This is a genomic window from Micromonospora sp. A200 (assembly GCF_029893845.1).
GTDB lineage: Bacteria > Actinomycetota > Actinomycetes > Mycobacteriales > Micromonosporaceae > Micromonospora > Micromonospora purpureochromogenes.
Window position 1 is genome coordinate 124,731 of the sequence record NZ_JARXXY010000002.1, and the last position, 17,482, is coordinate 142,212.

A 17,482-nucleotide genomic window follows, 5' to 3' on the forward strand; every position below is an offset into this window, starting at 1 on the left:
CGTTCCGGTCGGACGGCCACCTCGTCGGTGACCATCGTCAGTGCTGCTGGTGGCGGGACGAAACGCCGCACCCGACCTGCCCCGGCCGAACAACCGCACGAGCAGTCATCACCGCATGCCTCTCTGCAGAGCCCCCGTTGCGCTGCCGGACGGTCGGACAGGGGTGGGCGGTGAGCCGTCTCCCGGTCAGTGTGACCCTCGCGATCCGTACCGGCGGCCGTCTCCCGAGACGGGTCTCCGGCCAGCGCAGATGGCACGTTAGCAGCGAGTTCACCGGCGAGAAACCAACCAATCGGCGGAAGGGGGCGGAAGGGCATGCTCGCATGTTGGAGATATATGGATTTGTAGCACTTGCCGGAAAAATCCTGGCCGTTCAGGTGGTGGAGCCGCACCAGGACGGGCAGGCGGAAATTGTCCGCTGAGCTCTCCCGCCGGACCGTCGGCACGTACCTCTTCCGACTGCCGACGACAGAGGTGGCAGAGTGGGCTGGTGACCTGGACCGAGCCCGCCGCGCGCCGGGCGCTGCGCCCGCCCGCCGACTACCGGCTGGCCGCCTCCGTCCGGTCGCTCACCTTCAGCCCGTACGACCCGTGCGCGCGGATCGCGGCCGGCACCTTCTGGTACGCCACCCGCACCCCGGCCGGGCCGGCCGCCCTCGCGCTGCGCGCCGGCGGCGGGGAGCTGCTGGCCGAGGGGTACGGCCCCGGGGCCGACTGGGTGGTCGAGCGCGCCGACGCGATCGCCGGGCTGCGCGACGACCTCACCGGGTTCGCCGAGCTGGCCGCCGCGCACCCGCTGGTGGCCCGGCTGGCCGCCCAGCACCGGGGGCGGCGGATGCCCGCCACCGGCCAGGTCTTCCCCCGGCTGCTGCGGGCGATCTTCGAGCAGAAGGTGACCGGCAAGGAGGCGTACCGGGCGTACGCGGCGACCGTCCGGCACTTCGGCGAGCCGGCGCCGGGGCCGATGCAGCCGCTGCTGCTGCCGCCCGGGCCGGAGGTGGTGGCCGCCGCGCCGTACTGGGTCTTCCACCCGTTCGGCGTGGAGCAGCGCCGGGCCGACACGCTGCGCCGGGCCGCCGCCGTCGCCGACCGGCTGGAACGCTGCGCGGACAGCACCGAGGCGACCCGGCGGCTGACCGCGATCGCGGGCATCGGCCCGTGGACCGCCGCCGAGGTGGTCCGGATTGCGTACGGGGACCCGGACGCGGTCAGCGTCGGCGACTACCACGTGCCGAACACGGTCGCCTGGGCGCTGGCCGGTGAGGCGCGCGGCGACGACGCCCGGATGCTGGCCCTGCTGGAGCCGTTCCGGGGGCACCGGGGGCGGGTCTGCGGGCTGCTGGAGGCCGCCGGGATCCAGGCGCCGAAGTTCGGGCCGCGCGCGCCGATCCGCTCCTTCGCCCGTTTCTGATCCGGGCCGTCTCCGGCCCTCCGGCGGGCAGCCGTCCGGCCGTGGCGGCCGGCGTCAGCGGCGGGCGCAGAGGCGGCGCAGGGTGCGGGCGAGCCAGTGCGCGTACCCGTGCTGGACGACCCGGCCGGCGGGCCCGGCGGCGCGCATGAACCAGCGGTCCGGCCGGCTGAACGCGGTCACCTCGAACCAGACCGCGCCGGCGTCGTCGCGGGTGACCAGGAAGGCCTCCTCGCCGCGCGCCGGGTGCCCGGGCAGGGTGCCGTAGCCGAATCCGGCGCTGCGCTCGTCGTCGGAGACCCAGACCACCTCGCACGGGCCCCAGACCCGCAGCGGCCCCACCCCCAGGCCCGTGGTGACCCGGACGCCCGGGGTGGCGCGCGGCGCGTCGGTACGCATCCGGAAGCCGGCCGTCCGGTGCAGCCGCCAGGTCAGCACCGCCTCGGCGGCGACGGCGTAGCACCCCTCGGGCAGCCGGTACCGGTGGCGCACCTGGTGCCAGCCGGCCGGCAGCCGCCCGTCCCGGGTCGCCCCGACCTCCTGGTAGGTCAGCTCGGACACGCGTCCAGCCTAGGGTCGGCCGCCGTCCCCCGCCCCCACCCACCCCGGGCCCCCCGGCCCGACCGACCGCGCTCCCTCACACCACAGCCTTGATCATGAAGTTGTTGTCCCGACACGCCGCGGCCGCCGACAACAACTTCATGATCAACGCGTTGGGGAGGTGGGGACGGCCTCGCGTCCGGGCGGCGGTGTGCTGGGGTGGGGTGGTGACCGAGGTGACCGTGGACCCGGCCGGCGTCGCGGACGCCGGGGAGATCCTCACCGTGCAGCGCGCCGCCTACGTCGCCGAGGCCCAGCGCTACACCGACCCGTTCCTGCCGCCGCTGACCGAGACCCTCGACGAGGTCCGGGCGGTGCTGACCGGGCCGACGATCGTGCTCGCCGCCCGGGCCGGGCACCGGCTGGTCGGCTCGGTGCGCGCCCGGGTGGCCGGCGACACCGCCCACGTCGGACGGCTCTCGATCGCCCCGGACCAGCAGGGACGTGGCATCGGCAGCCGGCTGCTGGGCGCGGTCGAGTCGGCGTGCGCCGGTCGGGCCGCCCGGCTCGAACTCTTCACAGGCGCGGAAAGCGCGGGCAACCTGCGGTTCTACGCGCGGCACGGCTTCCGGATCGTCGGGCACCGGCCGGACCCGAACGGGGTACGGCTGGCCGTACTGCAGAAGCCGCTGGTCAGCCCCGCTCGCAGCGGGCCCTGAGGGGGCGGGGGTCAGGCGGCTTCGCGGAGGTCGGCCAGGTCGAGCGGGGTACGCCGGCGCAGCAGCTCCTCCAGCTCGGTCACGGTACCGACCTCGCCGAGCACGTCCTTGCCGCCGCCGAACTCGGCCGGGTAGCGGCGGACCAGCCGATAGCGCTGCCGGCCCCGGATCAGCTCCACGCTGACCCGCCACCGCCCGCAGCAGCAGCACACCCACTCCACCCGGCGACGGTAGCTCTGACCTGCGCAAACGTGATTCGTACGGGAGGGACGGACGGGCCGGACTCCGGACACGCCGCACCGCCACCGCCGGTGATCTGCCTCACGACTGTCGGCACCGTCTGATTGACTGGTCGCCGTGGACCTGCCGATCAATCCCCCAGTGGAGCCGATGCTGGCCAAGAGCGTGGCCAAGCTGCCCACCGACCCAGGCCTGACGTACGAGCCGAAGTGGGACGGCTTCCGGTGCATCGTGTTCCGCGACGGCGACGAGGTCGAGCTGGCCAGCCGGGGCGGCAAGATGATGACGCGATACTTCCCCGAGGTGGTCGAGCAGGCCCGCCGGCAGCTGCCCGAGCGGTGCGCCGTCGACGGTGAGCTGATCGTGATCCGCCGGGACGGCCCGGGCGGCCAGCCCCGGCTCGACTTCGAGCTGCTCGCCCAGCGCATCCACCCGGCCGCCTCCCGGGTGAAGCTGCTGGCCGAGACGACCCCGGCCGACTTCGTCGCCTTCGACCTGCTCGCCCTCGGCGACGAGCTGCTGCTCGACGAGCCGTACCCGCGCCGCCGGGCCCGGCTGGAGCAGGCGCTGGCCGGCGTCCGCCCGCCGGTGCACGTCACCCAGGTGACCACCGACCCGGAGACGGCCCGCCGCTGGTTCGACGTGTTCGAGGGCGCCGGGCTGGACGGGTTGATCGTCAAGCCGGCCGAGCTGCCGTACGAGCCGGGCAAGCGGTCGATGTTCAAGGTCAAGCACGCCCGGACGGCCGACGTGGTGGTGGCCGGCTTCCGCTGGCACAAGTCCGGCCCGGTGGTCGGCTCGCTCCTGCTCGGCCTCTACGACGACGCCGGGGTGCTGCACCATGTCGGGGTCAGCGCCTCCTTCACCATGGCCCGGCGCGCGGAGCTGCTGGAGGAGCTGGCCCCCTACCGGGACATCGGCGACGAGCACCCGTGGGTGCACGGCGACCACGAGCGTGGCCAGCGCATCCCGGGCGGGGTGAGCCGCTGGACCGGCACCAAGAACCTCGAATGGGAGCCGCTGCGCCCCGAGCTGGTGGTCGAGGTGGGCTACGACGCGATGGAGGGCGACCGGTTCCGGCACACCGCCCGGTTCGTCCGCTGGCGACCCGACCGCGACCCCCGGTCCTGCCGCTACGACCAGCTCGACCGGCCGGTCCGCTTCGACGTGGACCAGGTCCTGCGCGGCGACCCGACGGCCACCGTGGAGCCGGCCGCCGCCGGCCCCGCGTAGCCTGGCCGTCGACACGATCATGGAGGCTCGCTGGTGATCCGCACTCCCCACCTCGTCCGCCGGGTCCGGCTCACCGTCGCCGGGCTCGCCGCGGCGGCGCTGCTCGCCGCCGGGTGCACGCTGCCGGCCCTCGCGCCGCGCACCGAGACGCAGGGCGGGGCCGCGGCACCGGGCAGCACCCCGACCTGGCGGGACTGCCCGGACGTCGCGGAGGACCTGGTCGGGCGCGGCGCGCCGGGGATGCGGTACGAGTGCGCGAAGATCGCCGTACCGCGCAACTGGGGCACCGGCGGCGGCGCGACCGCCGGCCCGGGCGGCGGGGAGACCTTCGAGATCTCGCTGCTGCGGGCCCGCTCGTCGAAGCAGCGGAACCGGATCGGCTCACTCGTCATCAACCCGGGCGGTCCGGGCGGCTCCGGCGTGGACACCGCCGTCTACCTCTCCTTCGGGCAGGCGTTCGGCGGGCTGCCCGCCTCGATCACCGACCGGTTCGACATCGTCGGCTTCGACCCGCGCGGGGTGGCTCGGTCCAGCCCGGTCAAGTGCATCTCCGACGCCGACCTGGACACCAGCTTCGGCTTCGACCCCGACCCGGCCAGCCAGGAGCTGTTCGACGACTACGTCGCGCTGAACCGGAAGATCGGCACCGGCTGCGGCGACAAGTACGGCGACCAGTTGCCGCTCTACGGCACCGAGCAGGCCGCCCGGGACATGGACGCGGTACGCGCGGCGGTCGGCGACGAGAAGCTGACCTACCTGGGCTACTCGTACGGCACCCTGCTCGGCGCCACGTACGCCCAGCTCTACCCGCAGCGGGTGCGCGCGCTGGTGCTCGACGGCGCGGTGGACCCGCAGCAGAAGCTGATGGCCGGCTCGGAGAGCCAGGCCAAGGGGTTCGAGCGGGCGTTCGGCAACTTCACCCGCTGGTGCGCGGCCAACGCCGGCCGCTGCCCGATCGCCCCGGACGCCCGGGCGGCGGTGACCGCCGCGATCGACAAGGCGAAGGCCTCGCCGGTGCGCGGCGCCGGCGGTCGCGAGGCCACCTCCGGCTGGGTCTTCTACGCGGTCATCTCCTCGCTCTACACCGAGTCGGGTTGGGAGGAGCTGGGCCGGGCGATCGACAAGCTGGAGGGCGGCGACCCAGCCGACGTGTTCCGGCTCGCCGACGCGTACGCCGGCCGGGAGGAGGACGGGCGCTACTCGAACCTCTTCGACGCCAACCTGACCATCAACTGCGCGGACGAGACCGAGAAGCCGAGCCTGGAGCAGATCCGGCAGATGCAGTCGCAGTGGCGGCAGAAGTACCCGCTGTTCGGGCCGGCCCTGGCGGTCGGGATGCTGGGCTGCGCCCAGTGGCCGGGGCAGCGGGATCCGTACCCGACCGGCAAGGCCGTCGGCGCGCCGCCGATCCTGGTGGTCGGCACCACCGGCGACCCGGCCACCCCGTACGAGCAGACGCCGCGGCTGGCCTCGATGCTGGGCGTGGGGCGGGTGCTGACCTGGGAGGGTGAGGGGCACACCGCCTACCCGCAGACGACCTGCGTCACGAACGCGGTGGACGCTTACCTGATCTCCTTGACCGTTCCCAGAGAGGGGCTCCGCTGTCCGGCGCGTTGAGCGGCTGACGCCGCTCCGGCTCGGGCAGGTCGATTCCGTACCGCGTGGCCAGCTCCTCCAGCAGCACCCGCATCCGGCGGACGTCGTGCTTCAGCTCCTCCTGCTCGTCGTGCTCGAAGGCGTCGTCGTCGACGATGAGCCGGCTGGCGAAGTGCGCGGTGATCAGCGGGATGACCAGCAGCACCATCGTCGAGATGAGCAGGGCGGCGAGGAAGCGCCCCGCCCAGGTGGTCGGCGAGATGTCGCCGTACCCGACGGTGGAGGCGGTGACCACCGCCCACCAGATCGCGTCGGCGGCGCTGGCGTTCTCCACCTGGCCGTAGATGACGCCGGCCACCACGATCATGAGCAGATACGAGATGATCAGCGTACGCGGCGAGTTCGCGAACCACACCAGTCCCCGGTAGATCCACCGGAAGGGCAGCAGCAGGGGCTCCATGCCGCACCATGCTGCCCGCTTAAGGCAACCCACGCCCGCACATCGTCGAGTGTCGCTGTGGCAGGCTGCGGCCATGACCGATGTGATCTTCCGGGAGGCGGTACGGGCGGACCTGCCCGCCGTCATCGCTCTGCTCGCCGACGACGTGCTCGGCAAGGCGCGGGACTTCACCGAGGTCGACGAGGCGTACGAGCGGGCCTTCGCCGACATCACCGCCGACCCGCGCAACCACCTGATCGTCGCCGACGAGGCGGGCGAGCTGGTCGGCTGCATGCAGATCACGTACATCCCGGGGCTGGGCCGGCACGGCGCCGAGCGCTCCCTGATCGAGTCCGTGCGCGTCCGCTCCGACCTGCGCGGGCGGGGGCTGGGCCGGCGGATGATGGAGTGGGCCGTCGACCAGGCCCGGCAGCGGGGCTGCGCCCTGGTCCAGCTCACCACCGACAAGACCCGCGCCGACGCCCACCGCTTCTACCGCAGCCTGGGCTTCGTCGCAAGCCACGAAGGCATGAAACTCCCCCTCTGACCCCCCGCTCCCCCACCTCACCCGCTACGAACCTGATGACCCAAACGAATCACCCCCGCTCCCCCACCTCGGTGATCAAGAGGGTTGCGTCAAAATCCATCCTTACGGCGACGCAAACTTCTTCGTCACCGGAGTTGAGTGGTGGCCGACGAGGGCCTGCGGGCGGCATGGGTCCGGGTTGCTGAGGGGCGTCGGCCAGCGGGCGATTCGTTTACGTCATCAGGTCGGTAGCGTCCGCTGACCGGGTGCTGGTCGTTCCCCGCAGGGGCCGGCGCGCACCAAGCCGGAGCGCGGCCGGGCGTGGGGCGCGCCGCCCCCGGCGGGGCGCGCAGGTCCGGCGGGGCGCGCAGGTCCGGCGGGGCGCGCAGGTCCGGCGCGGCACGCAGGTCCGGCGCGGCACGCAGGTCCGGCGCGGCACGCAGGTCCGGTCGGAGGCGCGGTGGGGGTCAGGCGTCGACCAGGTGGCCGTCGCGCAGGTTGAGGGTGCGGTCGGCCAGCTCGATGAGGGCCGGGTCGTGCGTGGCGACCAGGGCCGTCATGCCCCGGGCGTGCACCACCGCGCGCAGCAGGTCCATGATCGAGCGCCCGGTCTCCGAGTCGAGCTGGCCGGTCGGCTCGTCGGCGATCAGCAGGGCCGGCTCGTTGGCCAGGGCCCGGGCCACCGCCACCCGCTGCTGCTGCCCGCCGGAGAGCTCGTACGGCCGCTGCGCGGCGTGCCCACCCAGCCCGACCAGCTCCAGCAGCACGGCCACCCGCTCCTCCCGTTCCGCCGCCGGCACCCGGGCCAGCCGCAGCGGCACGCCGACGTTCTCCGCGGCGGAGAGGATCGGCACCAGCCCGAAGGTCTGGAACACGAAGCCCACCGTGCCCCGGCGCAGCCGCAGCAGCTCGGCCTCACCGGCGGCGGTCACGTCGTGTCCGGCCACCCGCACCCGGCCACTGTCCGGCCGGTCCAGCCCGCCGACCAGGTTCAGCAGGGTGGTCTTGCCGGCACCCGAGCGGCCCCGGACGGCCACCAGCTCGCCCCGGCCGGCCACGAAGGAGACGTCGCGCACCGCGTGCACGGCGTGCTCACCCCGGCCGAAGGTCCGACTCACCCCCTCCACCCGGACCACCTCGTCGACGAGGGCCGCGGCACCGGCCCGGCCGGCGGAAACCTGCTCGCTCATGCGTCACTCCCGTTCGGTTTCGGCGTACGGTCGCCGGGGCGGACCTCGACGTGGTCCGGTTCGAGGTTGAGGCGGACCCGGTCGCGCAGCGCCAACGCGTCGACGAAGGACGCCGGTAGCTGCATCCGGCCGGCCCGGTCGAGCACGGCGTACTCCTCGCTGACCAGCTCGGTGCTGCCGTCGGCGCCGATCCGCGCCGTCCGGCGTACCTCGGAGGCGGTCCGGCCGTCGCGGATCGCGACGGTCCGGCGGACCTGGGTGGCGACGGCCTGGTCGTGGGTGACCACCACGATCGTCACGCCCAGCTCGGCGTTGATGGTGCGCAGCGCCGCGAAGACCTCCGCACCGGTGGCCTCGTCGAGCTCACCGGTCGGCTCGTCGGCGAAGAGCACCTCCGGGTCGTTCGCCACCGCCACCGCCACCGCGCAGCGCTGCTGCTCACCGCCGCTGAGCTGGCCGGGCCGCCGGCCGGCGCAGTAGCCCACCCCGACCAAGTCCAGCAGTTCCTCGGCCCGCCGCCGCCGGGCCCGCCCGCCGCCGGCCCGACCGGCCAGCTTCATCGGCAGCTCGACGTTCTCCCGCGCGGTCAGGTACGGCAGCAGGTTCCGGCCGGTCTGCTGCCAGACGAAGCCGACCACGTCCCGGCGGTAGCTCAACCGTCGGCGGTTGGAGAGGGCGAGCAGGTCGTAGTCGGCGACCCGGGCGATCCCGGCGGTCGGGGTGTCCAGCCCGGACAGGATGTTGAGCAGCGTCGACTTCCCGGAGCCGGACGCGCCGACGATCGCCACCAGCTCACCCCGGTCGATGACCAGGTCGAGCCCCTGCAGGGCGACCACCTCCACCCCCTCGGTCTTGAAGATCCGGACCAGGCCGTCGCAGACGATGTGCCCGCGCAGGCGGTCCTGCCCGCCGGCCCGCTCGGCCGCGCGCTGCGCGGCCCGCCGCTGCAACGCGGCCAGATCCGGTACGGCGGACGTCTCGGCGGTAGCGGTCATCTCAGCTCTCCTCTCCGAGCCGGAGCACCTCGCCGAGGCGCATCCGACGGTTGTTCACGGCCTCGACCGCGACGGCGAAGGCCAGCGCCAGCAGGGCCAGCCCGAGCACCCCGGCCACCAGGCCGGGTTCGAAACGCACCGTCACCGGCGCCCCGCCGGTGAACGCGGACAACCCCAGCACCGGGTTCAGCAGCACCGGCAGCAGGGCGCCCACCACGGCACCGGTCAGCACCGAGACCACCACCAGCGGGGCGAGTTCCACCAGCAGCAGGCCCCGCCACTGCCGGCGGGACAGCCCCATCGTGCGCAGCCGGGACAGCACCTGCGCCCGGCCGCGGGCGCCCGCGAGCACCGCGAACGCCAGCGCGAGCAGGCCCAGCACGCCGCCGCCGGCCGCGCCGGTGGCGAAGCCGAAGGCGAGCAGCCCGTTGACCCCGCTGCCGCCCAGCCGCTCCCGCTCGGCCGCCCAGGTCGTCACCTGCGGGGGCAGCGGTCGCTTCCCGCCGGTCACCGCGCCGCTGGTCTGGTAGCGGGTCTGTCCCTCCTCGGCGACCCGCCCGAGCGCCGCCCGGTCGACGGTGGCGTCGCCGGCGGCGAGCAGGAACCCGGTCGGCGCGAGCGGGTGCGGGGCGTTGGCGGGCAGCCCCGGCCAGGGCAGCACCAGGAACCGTCCCGTCCCGCCCGGGATCAGCGGGAACTCCTCCGCCGTGCCGGCGACCCGGAACGGCAGCCGGTTGCCCTGCACGTCCACCCAGCCGGGCCGGCGGCCCGCGCCGTCGGCGAGCTGCGCGTCGGCGAGGGCGGCGGCGAAGTCCGGCGACACCAGCGCGGGCAACGCCGTCGCGACGTCCCCGCCGGCCCCCAGCGCGGCGGGCACCGCCAGGTCGAGCCCGGAGCGCCGGGCCACCTCCGCGAAACCGGCGGGCTCCACCAGCAGCACGTACGCCTCGCCGGCCCCGCCGGGGCGGCCGTCGGAGTCGGCGTAGAGCCGCTGCCCGGGGGTGGCCAGCACGGGGGTGACCGCCCGGATCCCGGGCAGACCGGCCAGCTCGGTCGCCGTGTCCGGGGCGAACCGGTCGCCGCTGACCAGCGCGTCGGCCGGCACCGTTCGGGCGGCCGCCCGGTCCCGCCCGTCCTCGATGCCGACGGCGACCACCCCGCAGAAGGCCGCCGTGGCAACCGCCAGCACGACCACCACCAGCGGCCCGGCCACCCCGGCCCGACCGGCGCGGGCGGTGCCGAGGAAGGCGACCGCGCCGCGCGCCCGCGCAGCCAGCCGGCTGAACAGCCGCAACGGCCACGGGTACGCGCGCAGCGCCAGCAGCGCGGCGGCGACGGCGAGCAGCACCGGCACCGACACCAACAGCGGGTCCACCTCGCCGCCGAGGACGAGACCCCGCCTACGCAGCAGGAACGCGGCGAGCGCGGCCAGGCCGAGCACGGTGACCTCGACGGTGACCCGGCCCGCTCCGCTGCGGGCGCGCAGCAGGTCTGACCGGCCGCCGCCGTCCCGCTGGCCGGTCAGCACCGCCACCGGCAGCGCCAGCGTGGCCAGCACCGCCGCCGCCACGGTCAGCCGGCTCGCCGCGTCGGGTGTGCCGGCGCCCAGCGGGTCGGCGGGGAGCAGGCCGCCGAGCAGCCACCCCGCCACCGCGGCGACCGGCACCACCAGCAGCGACTCGGCCAGGCCGCGCCGGACCACCGTGGTGGTCGAGCCGCCCCGGGCGCGCAGCAGCAGGTACTCGTCGCGGCGGCGGCGCACCGCCAGCCGGGCGGCGAGCACGGTGAGGCCGGCGAGGGTGGCGAGCACCCCGGCGGCGATGACGGTCAGCAGCGTACGGGCGGCGGCGAGCGAGTGCGCGTACTGCCGCAGCGGGATGTCGGTGCCCTGCGCGAGCAGCAGCCCGGCCGGGCGCTCCCGGTCCAGTTGGGCGACGCCGTCGACCACCGCGTCGAGGCGACCCGGGGTGAGCCGCTCGGGGTCCATCCGGTAGCGCCAGCTGAAGCCGACCGCCCAGCCGGCCGCCGCCCGGTCGTCGAAGCTGGCGTCGTCGGTCAGGCCCACCATCTCGAAGGGAAAACCGTCGGCGATCGGTGGGGTGAGCCGCAGCGCCGAGGGGAGCGCGTCCCAGGCGCCGCCCTCGGCGTCGACGGGCCGGAACAGGCCGACCACCGCGACGGTCGTGGCGGCGTACTTCCGGCCGTCGGGGGCGAGCAGCGCCAAATGCAACCGGCTGCCGGTGCGCAGGCCGGTTGACCGCGCGACCGGTTCGGCGAGCACGGTCTCCACCGGCGCGGCCCGGTCCGCCCCCTCGCCCGGCCAGCGGCCGTCGACCAGGGTGGCCGACTCCGGCAGCCCGGTCATGCTGCGCAGGCTGAGGTCAAACAGCCCCTTGTCCCACGTGAGCTCCGGCCCGGTCAGCCGGCCGAACTCGGTGTCGGCGACGTACCAGCGCTCGCCGACCACCTCGCGCACCGGCGCGGGCATCCCCGCCAGCAGGGAGTCCAGGCCGGCCCGATGGTCGGCGGCCACCCCGGGCTGGCCGGGCCGCGGCTGCGCCGGCCGGGTGTAGAGCAGGTCGCGCTGGGGTCCCGGCACGTCGGCCAACTGCTCGCGCAACCCCTGGCCGGAGAGCCGGTCGGCGATCCGCGGCATCCCGGTGACCAGCAGCGCGGTGACCAGGGCCAGCACCGCGAGGAGCAGGAAGTGCCCCCCGTACGCGCGCACCCTGCGCAGCACGGCCAGGACGCTCATCGCTCTCCCCCGATCCGCAGCCGCGCGGCTGCGACACGTTGCCGGATGCCGGTGGTCAGGACGGCGCTGCACGCGAGGGCGGCCAGCAGCAATCCGAGCGCGGTGAGCCCGATCGGCGTCCAGGGCAGGCTGAAGGCCGCCTCCGGCACCGGCCGGCCGGCGCCCGGCGTGAGGATCACCAGCGGCGCCATGGTGGCGCCCACCCCCGCGCCCACCAGCAGGCCGACGGCGACGCCGATGCCGGCCAGGAAGGTCTGCTCGGCCAACATCGCGCGGGCCAGCAGGGGCGGCCCGGCGCCGAGGGTGTGCAGGACGGCGAACTCGCCCAGCCGGTGCCGGGCGGTGGCCCACACGTCCACGGCGAGGCCGACCAGGGCGAGCAGCACCGACCCGAGGGCCGCGGCGAGCAGCCCGGTCCGCGCGCCCCGCCAGTACGGGTCTCGGCCGGCCTCCTCGGCCACGGCCCGCCGGTCGAGGACCGTCACGGCCGGCAGGTCCCGGATCGCCGCCGCCGCGGCGGCGTGCCCACCGTCGTCGGTGCGTACCCACCACTCCGGCACCGGCCGGACGACGGCGCGCTGCCGGACCAGCCACTCCGTCGCGGCGGGCAGGTCGATCAGCACGCCCCCGCCGTCGGCCACGCCCGGCAGCGCGTCCAGTTCGCCGACCACCCGCACCGGCACGGACGCCCCGGACAGCGGCAGCGGGACGACATCGCCGAGCCGGACGTTCAGGGCCGCCAGCACCTGCGGGGTGACCAGCGCCGGCACCGGCCGGCTCTCTCCCACCGGTACGACGGCGAAGCGGACCGTCGGCTGCCGGGCGAAGCGGCCGCCCTCCGTCAACGTGATCCGGTAGTCGGCGTTCACCCCGCCCGCGGTGACGGCCGTCGTCGGCACCGGCGCGTCCAGGACCGCGTCCACCATGGACCAGTCGCCGTCCAGCGCGACCGGCCGGGAGGTGCCGGCCGCGTCGGTCACCCGCAGCCCGTCGATCCGCAGCCCGTAGCCGGGGGCCGCCGCGTCACCGGCGTCGGCCTGAAATCCGGCCACCCGCCAGGCGCCAGGGGGCAGGTCGACGGCGAACGGCACCGGGCGGTCGACGAGGGAGTCGGTGGTGGCCAGCGGCAGCGCCAGGGCCAGCCCGTCGGCCCGGGTGAGCAGCACCGACGCCTCGATCCGCTGGGCGGTCACCGGCTGGCGTACCGGGGTGCGGACGGTGCCGCTGAGCTGCCGGGCGTCGGCGGGCAGCGGGACGCCGGCCGGGGCGTCGCGGTCGCGCGCCAGCCGGGCGAGCAACTCGCTCGGTGGCTGGTCGGCGAGCCGGTCGGCGATCAGGGCCACGTCCGGCGCGGCGGTCGCGTCCAGGGCGAGCACGGTGGTCGGCAGGCTGTCGCGGCCCAGCCGCACCTCGTCCCGCCAGGCCGGCAGCACCTGCCGCACCCCCGGCACGCCGGCCAGGTGGGCGGCCCGGTCCACGGGCGCGGCACCGCCGCGCTCCGTGACCCGCAGGTCGGCGCCGACGCTGTGGTCGGCCTGGTCGGTGTGCGACCGCTCCCAGGTGCTGACCAGCGACCAGGCCAGGGTGCTGCCGCCGACGGCGAGGGCGAGCAGCAGCACCGGCCCGGCGTGCGGGCGGCGGCCCGCCTGCCACATGCCGAACATGGTCGCCGTCCAGGGCCGCCGGTCGACGAGCCGTTCCGCGACCCGGGTGGCCGGGGGCAGCAGCCGCAGGGCGAGCACCGCCCCGGCCAGCACGCCGAGGGTGGGGGCGACGGCGAGCAGCGGGTCGATGCCGAGCCGGCCGCCCGCGCCGGCCAGCGGCGAGGAGTACTGGCGCAGCTGCGCCCAGGCGAGCAGGGCGAGCAGCACCAGCGCCAGGTCCACCCCGGCCCGCTGCACGGTGGCGGCCCGGGTGGGGCGGGACCGGGCGGCCATGTCGGCGACGTAGCTGCCGGCGCGGCGCAGCGCCGGCAGCACCATGGCGAGCAGGCAGCCCACCGCCGCGGCGAGGGCGACCGCCCAGACCGCCCCGGCACCGCCGCCGTCCAGCCGGAGGCCGGCCGGGCCTTCGCCGCCGCTGATCCCGCGCAGCGCCGCGCCGGCCAGCGGCGGCGCGAGCAGCGCGGCCGGCAGCACCACCAGCGTCGCCTCCCGTACGGCGAGGTTGGCGAGCTGGCCCCGGCCGGCTCCGCGGGCGCGCAGCAGCGCGGTCTGCGCCCGCCGGTCCTCGTTGAGCAGCGCGGCGACCAGCACCAGCGCGTAGCCGCCGAGCACCACGATCAGCAGCAGCGGGGTGAGCAGCGCCGAGCGGCCCACCAGGTCGGCCCGGCCGAGCCGGTCGATCAGCCGGTCCAGGCCGGTGACACTCTGCGCGGACGAGCCGAGACCGGCTTTCTCGGGCACCTCGACGGCGGCGGTGGCGACCGCCTGCTGCACCTCGGGCAGCCGGCTCGACGCGACGCTGCGCAGGTCCGGCTCGACCACCCAGGAGACCGAGGTGGAGCCGGGGAAGGTGCGGGTGAAGTCGGCCGGGTCGAGGGCGAACGGGCCGTACGAGTCGCCGTCGTCGCCGGTGCCGTGCACGCCGGGGGCGAGCTGCCAGTACGGCGCGGCCGGGTCGCGGGGGCGGAAGATCCCGGACACCACCACGTCGGCGGCGCGTCCCGAGCTGCGGTCGGTCATCGGCACCCGGGTGCCGGGGGTGAGCCGCAGCGCGCCAGCGACCCGTTCGGGCACGGTGACCTGGGTCGGGTTCGCCCCGGCGACGGGCCAGGCTCCGCCGACCAGCTCGGCGCGGCCGGCGAGGTCGTCGAGGGTGGCCAGGTCGGCGAAGACCGGGTCGTCATCGGTGCGGGCGGTGCCGAGGTCGCCGGTCAGCTCCCGGCCGGTGCCGTGGCGGGCGCCGGACACGACGACCGTCGCCCCGCCGAGCCCGCCGGCGAAGCTGTCCCGGACGGCCCGGTCCCGGCCGGCGGCCTCGGCCGCGTCCCGGCCACCGGACCCGCTGATCAGCAGGCTGCGCTCGGCGGCGGGTGCCGCCGCCAGCATCGCCCGCTGCCCGGCGTCGATCGCCCGCTGGTTGTAGTCGGACAACCCGGTGACCAGCGCGACGGCGACCAACGCGGCGACCGCCGCCGCCGCGAGCAGGCCCCGCGCCTCGTAGGCCCGCCTCCACACCAGCTTCATCCGTACGCCTCCCCCGGGGCCCTCGCTGGGCCGGTGACCAGGTAGAGGGGGTACGGGCCGGAAAAGGTTCGCGCCCTTTACATGATCGTTATCCGACGCCGTCCCAGCGCAGGCCGGCCAGCGTGGCGGCCGCGCGCAGCGCCTCGGCGAAGCGGGCGACGCTGCCGTTGAGGGCGGCCAGCTCGTCCGGGCCGAGCAGCACCACCGGGCCGCCGTCGGTCACCGCCAGCACGCAGGGGGTACGGCCCTCGCTGGCCGCCCGGACCGCCGGGCTGCGCTCGTTGAGGTGCACCAGGTCCACCGGCACCCCCAGCTCGGGCACGAGTTCCCGCCACTCCCGCTTGCGGCCGAGACCGTGGTGGGTGACGTCACACAGCGGGCACGAGGTGGTCCCCCGCACCTTGCCGACCAGGTACGCCAGTTCGCCGCGCAGTCCGCCGTCGGCGTGGTAGACGCCGACCAGTCGCCGAACCACGCCGGAAGTGGAGGTCATGGCGGTCAGTGTGCCGGAAGTCTGCTCGGACAGGAGCCGTCGGCGCGTTCAGTCGGCGAGCGAGTCCGGCCGGTGCTGCTTGATCCACTTTTCGACATCGGACTTCCGCCACACCTTGCCCATGGCCAGGACGGCGATCGGCTCCGGGAAGTTCCGTTGATTGGCGATCACGGACGCGCGCTGCCGGGAGACGCCACCGAGCATCTCGCGAATCTCCGACACGCCGACAAGCTCCACACGTTGACGATGACAGCGGCGCAGTCGCCATACGCCGACAACTACGGTGACTGTTGACGTAGACAACAGGATCGGCCAGCATGGGTGCATGGTCACGCCGCACATCTCCGCCGTACCCGACCGTCAGCGGCGGGCGGTCCGCCCGCACGTGCCGATGCGGCCGCTCTGGCTGTGCCGGGTGTGCGCCGCCGCCTGGCCGTGCCCGCCGGCGCGGCTGCTGCTCGGCATGGAGTACTGCCGGGACCCGGTGGCGCTCTCCGTCTACATGGCGGGCTGCCTCTTCGACGCCACCGCCGACCTGCTCAAGTTGAGCCCGAACCCAGCCCCGTCCCCGGCGGACCTGTTCGACAGGTTCCTTGCCTGGACGGCCCAGCGGCGGACGTAGTCGACGAGCCGTGCGGCCGCCTGTTCAGGCGGTCTCGTCGGCCTCGCGCTTCGCCCGGCTCGGCTGCACCCGCTTCGGCTCGCCGGGCATCTTCGGGTGGTCCGGCGGGTACGGCATGTCGCCCTGGCCGGCGGACGCGTCCCGCTCGGCCCACTCCAGCAGCGGGGTGATGTCGAACGGGGCGTCGTCGATGCCGGCGTGCGGGTCGCCCCGCTCGGCGAGCCGGGTGGGCACGCTGCGCAGGTCGAAGTCGTCCGGTTCGACGTCGGGCAGCTCGTCCCAGGTGACCGGGGTGGAGACGGTGGCCCGGGCGTTGGCGCGCAGCGAGTAGGCGCAGGCGATGGTGCGGTCCCGGGCCATCTGGTTGTAGTCGACGAACACCCGCCGGCCCCGCTCCTCCTTCCACCAGGCGGTGGTGACCAGGTCGGCGCGGCGGCGCTCCAGCTCGCGGGCGAGCGCGATGGTGGCCCGGCGCACCTCGGTGAACGTCCAGCGGGGCTCGATGCGCAGATAGACGTGCACGCCCCGGCCGCCCGAGGTCTTCGGCCAGCCGGTCGCACCCAGCTCGGCCAGGAGCGCGCGCACCTCGCCGGCCGCGGTCGCCGCGTCGGCGAAGTCGGTGCCGGGCTGCGGGTCGAGGTCGACGCGCAACTCGTCGGGGCGGTCCACGTCGGCGGCCCGCACCGGCCAGGGGTGGAAGACGATGGTGCCCATCTGGGCGGCCCAGGCCACGTGGGCCAGGTCGGCTGGGCACAGCTCGTCGGCGCTGCGCCCACTGGGGAAGCTGATCTTCGCCGTGCGCACCCACGGCGGGACGCCCCGGGTGGGCACCCGCTTCTGGAAGAACATCTCCCCCTCGATGCCCTCGGGGAAGCGCTGGAGCGTGGTGGGGCGGTCCCGCAGGGCGCGCATGATCCCGTCGCCGACCGCCAGGTAGTAGTGGAAGACGTCCGCCTTGGTGAAGCCGCGGCCGGGGAAGATCACCCGGTCGGGGCTGCTCAGCCGGACGGTGTGCCCGGCGACCTCGATCTCGGTCACCGTCGCCTTCGAGGAGCCGCCCATTCCGCGACCATATGCGACGCCCCCGACATCCGACGTACCGTTAGCGGGTGAGTCTTGACAAGAACGAGCTGCCCCGCACCGAGGAAGAGTGGCGGGTCCGGTTGAGCCCGCAGGAGTTCCGGGTGCTGCGCGAGGCCGGCACCGAGCCACCGTGGACGGGCGAGTACGTCGACACCAAGACCCCCGGCGTCTACCACTGCCGGGCCTGTGGCCTGGAACTCTTCTCCAGTGACACCAAGTTCGACTCGCACTGCGGCTGGCCGAGCTTCGACGACGCCATCCCCGGCCGGGTCAAGGAGATCGAGGACCGCACCCTGGGCCACAGCCGCACTGAGATCCGCTGCGCGCGCTGCGACAGCCACCTCGGGCACGTCTTCCACGGCGAGCACTTCACCCCGAAGGACACCCGGCACTGCGTCAACTCGCTGTCGATCCGGCTGGAGCCACGCACCGACGCCTGACCCGCCGGGCAACGC

At 75.2% G+C, this 17,482-nt stretch carries 17 protein-coding genes; 7 read left to right on the forward strand and 10 right to left on the reverse strand.

Going from position 1 to position 17,482, the window contains the following annotated elements:
* Positions 1-490 precede the first annotated feature (490 nt).
* Positions 491-1,411: a DNA-3-methyladenine glycosylase 2 family protein gene (locus tag M2302_RS02495; protein WP_280836340.1), complete on the forward strand. Its 921-nt coding sequence runs from the start codon at positions 491-493 to the stop codon at positions 1,409-1,411.
* A 54-nt stretch (positions 1,412-1,465) separates the two neighbouring features.
* Here M2302_RS02495 and M2302_RS02500 read toward each other — a convergent pair whose 3' ends face one another.
* Positions 1,466-1,969, reverse strand: coding sequence for a DUF1990 domain-containing protein (locus M2302_RS02500; RefSeq protein WP_280836341.1), 504 nt, complete (start codon positions 1,967-1,969; stop codon positions 1,466-1,468).
* A 206-nt stretch (positions 1,970-2,175) separates the two neighbouring features.
* Between M2302_RS02500 and M2302_RS02505 the strand changes: the two genes are divergently transcribed.
* Complete coding sequence (locus M2302_RS02505; protein ID WP_280836529.1) at positions 2,176-2,667, forward strand: GNAT family N-acetyltransferase; 492 nt, start codon at positions 2,176-2,178, stop codon at positions 2,665-2,667.
* Positions 2,668-2,678: 11 nt separating this feature from the next.
* Here the strand turns inward: M2302_RS02505 and M2302_RS02510 are convergent, their stop codons facing one another.
* Positions 2,679-2,888, reverse strand: coding sequence for a hypothetical protein (locus M2302_RS02510; RefSeq protein ID WP_088963283.1), 210 nt, complete (start codon positions 2,886-2,888; stop codon positions 2,679-2,681).
* Positions 2,889-3,024: 136 nt separating this feature from the next.
* Between M2302_RS02510 and M2302_RS02515 the strand changes: the two genes are divergently transcribed.
* Both M2302_RS02515 and M2302_RS02520 read left to right on the forward strand, forming a co-directional pair.
* A complete protein-coding gene (locus M2302_RS02515) occupies positions 3,025-4,140 on the forward strand; it encodes an ATP-dependent DNA ligase (RefSeq protein WP_280836342.1) in 1,116 nt (371 codons plus the stop codon).
* Positions 4,141-4,239: 99 nt separating this feature from the next.
* Complete coding sequence (locus M2302_RS02520; RefSeq protein ID WP_280836530.1) at positions 4,240-5,757, forward strand: alpha/beta hydrolase; 1,518 nt, start codon at positions 4,240-4,242, stop codon at positions 5,755-5,757.
* Here the strand turns inward: M2302_RS02520 and M2302_RS02525 are convergent.
* Positions 5,684-6,196 carry a potassium channel family protein gene (locus M2302_RS02525; protein WP_210779537.1) on the reverse strand — a complete coding sequence of 171 codons (513 nt, stop codon included), beginning with the start codon at positions 6,194-6,196 and terminating at the stop codon, positions 5,684-5,686. The genes M2302_RS02520 and M2302_RS02525 overlap by 74 nt on opposite strands.
* A gap of 73 nt (positions 6,197-6,269) precedes the next feature.
* Between M2302_RS02525 and M2302_RS02530 the strand changes: the two genes are divergently transcribed.
* Positions 6,270-6,722 (forward strand): GNAT family N-acetyltransferase, encoded by a 453-nt coding sequence (locus M2302_RS02530; protein ID WP_179803777.1) that lies wholly within the window; start codon positions 6,270-6,272, stop codon positions 6,720-6,722.
* 446 nt (positions 6,723-7,168) lie between these two features.
* On the opposite strand, the gene M2302_RS02535 is transcribed toward M2302_RS02530, so the two are convergent.
* The 6 genes from M2302_RS02535 to M2302_RS02560 all read right to left on the reverse strand — a co-directional run bounded on the left by M2302_RS02535 (position 7,169) and on the right by M2302_RS02560 (position 15,559).
* Positions 7,169-7,891: an ABC transporter ATP-binding protein gene (locus tag M2302_RS02535; RefSeq protein ID WP_280836343.1), complete on the reverse strand. Its 723-nt coding sequence runs from the start codon at positions 7,889-7,891 to the stop codon at positions 7,169-7,171.
* Positions 7,888-8,886 carry an ABC transporter ATP-binding protein gene (locus tag M2302_RS02540; protein ID WP_280836344.1) on the reverse strand — a complete coding sequence of 333 codons (999 nt, stop codon included), beginning with the start codon at positions 8,884-8,886 and terminating at the stop codon, positions 7,888-7,890. Before M2302_RS02540 ends, M2302_RS02535 begins: the two co-directional genes overlap by 4 nt.
* Position 8,887: 1 nt before the next feature.
* Positions 8,888-11,641, reverse strand: coding sequence for an FtsX-like permease family protein (locus M2302_RS02545; RefSeq protein WP_280836346.1), 2,754 nt, complete (start codon positions 11,639-11,641; stop codon positions 8,888-8,890).
* Entirely contained in the window at positions 11,638-14,829 is a 3,192-nt protein-coding gene (locus M2302_RS02550; protein ID WP_280836347.1) for an FtsX-like permease family protein, read from the reverse strand. The genes M2302_RS02545 and M2302_RS02550 overlap by 4 nt, the downstream gene beginning before the upstream one ends.
* Before the next feature lie 88 nt (positions 14,830-14,917).
* Positions 14,918-15,322 carry a hypothetical protein gene (locus tag M2302_RS02555; protein WP_280836348.1) on the reverse strand — a complete coding sequence of 135 codons (405 nt, stop codon included), beginning with the start codon at positions 15,320-15,322 and terminating at the stop codon, positions 14,918-14,920.
* Positions 15,323-15,370: 48 nt separating this feature from the next.
* On the reverse strand, positions 15,371-15,559 hold the full coding sequence (locus M2302_RS02560) for a hypothetical protein (protein ID WP_179803768.1): 189 nt from the start codon (positions 15,557-15,559) through the stop codon (positions 15,371-15,373).
* A gap of 88 nt (positions 15,560-15,647) precedes the next feature.
* On the opposite strand from M2302_RS02560, the gene M2302_RS02565 reads away from it, so the two are divergent.
* Positions 15,648-15,944, forward strand: coding sequence for a hypothetical protein (locus M2302_RS02565; protein WP_280836349.1), 297 nt, complete (start codon positions 15,648-15,650; stop codon positions 15,942-15,944).
* A 24-nt stretch (positions 15,945-15,968) separates the two neighbouring features.
* On the opposite strand, the gene ligD is transcribed toward M2302_RS02565, so the two are convergent.
* Complete coding sequence (gene ligD, locus M2302_RS02570) at positions 15,969-17,006, reverse strand: non-homologous end-joining DNA ligase (protein WP_280836350.1); 1,038 nt, start codon at positions 17,004-17,006, stop codon at positions 15,969-15,971.
* A 47-nt stretch (positions 17,007-17,053) separates the two neighbouring features.
* Between ligD and msrB the strand changes: the two genes are divergently transcribed.
* Complete coding sequence (gene msrB, locus M2302_RS02575) at positions 17,054-17,467, forward strand: peptide-methionine (R)-S-oxide reductase MsrB (RefSeq protein ID WP_088963296.1); 414 nt, start codon at positions 17,054-17,056, stop codon at positions 17,465-17,467.
* Positions 17,468-17,482: the final 15 nt, after the last annotated feature.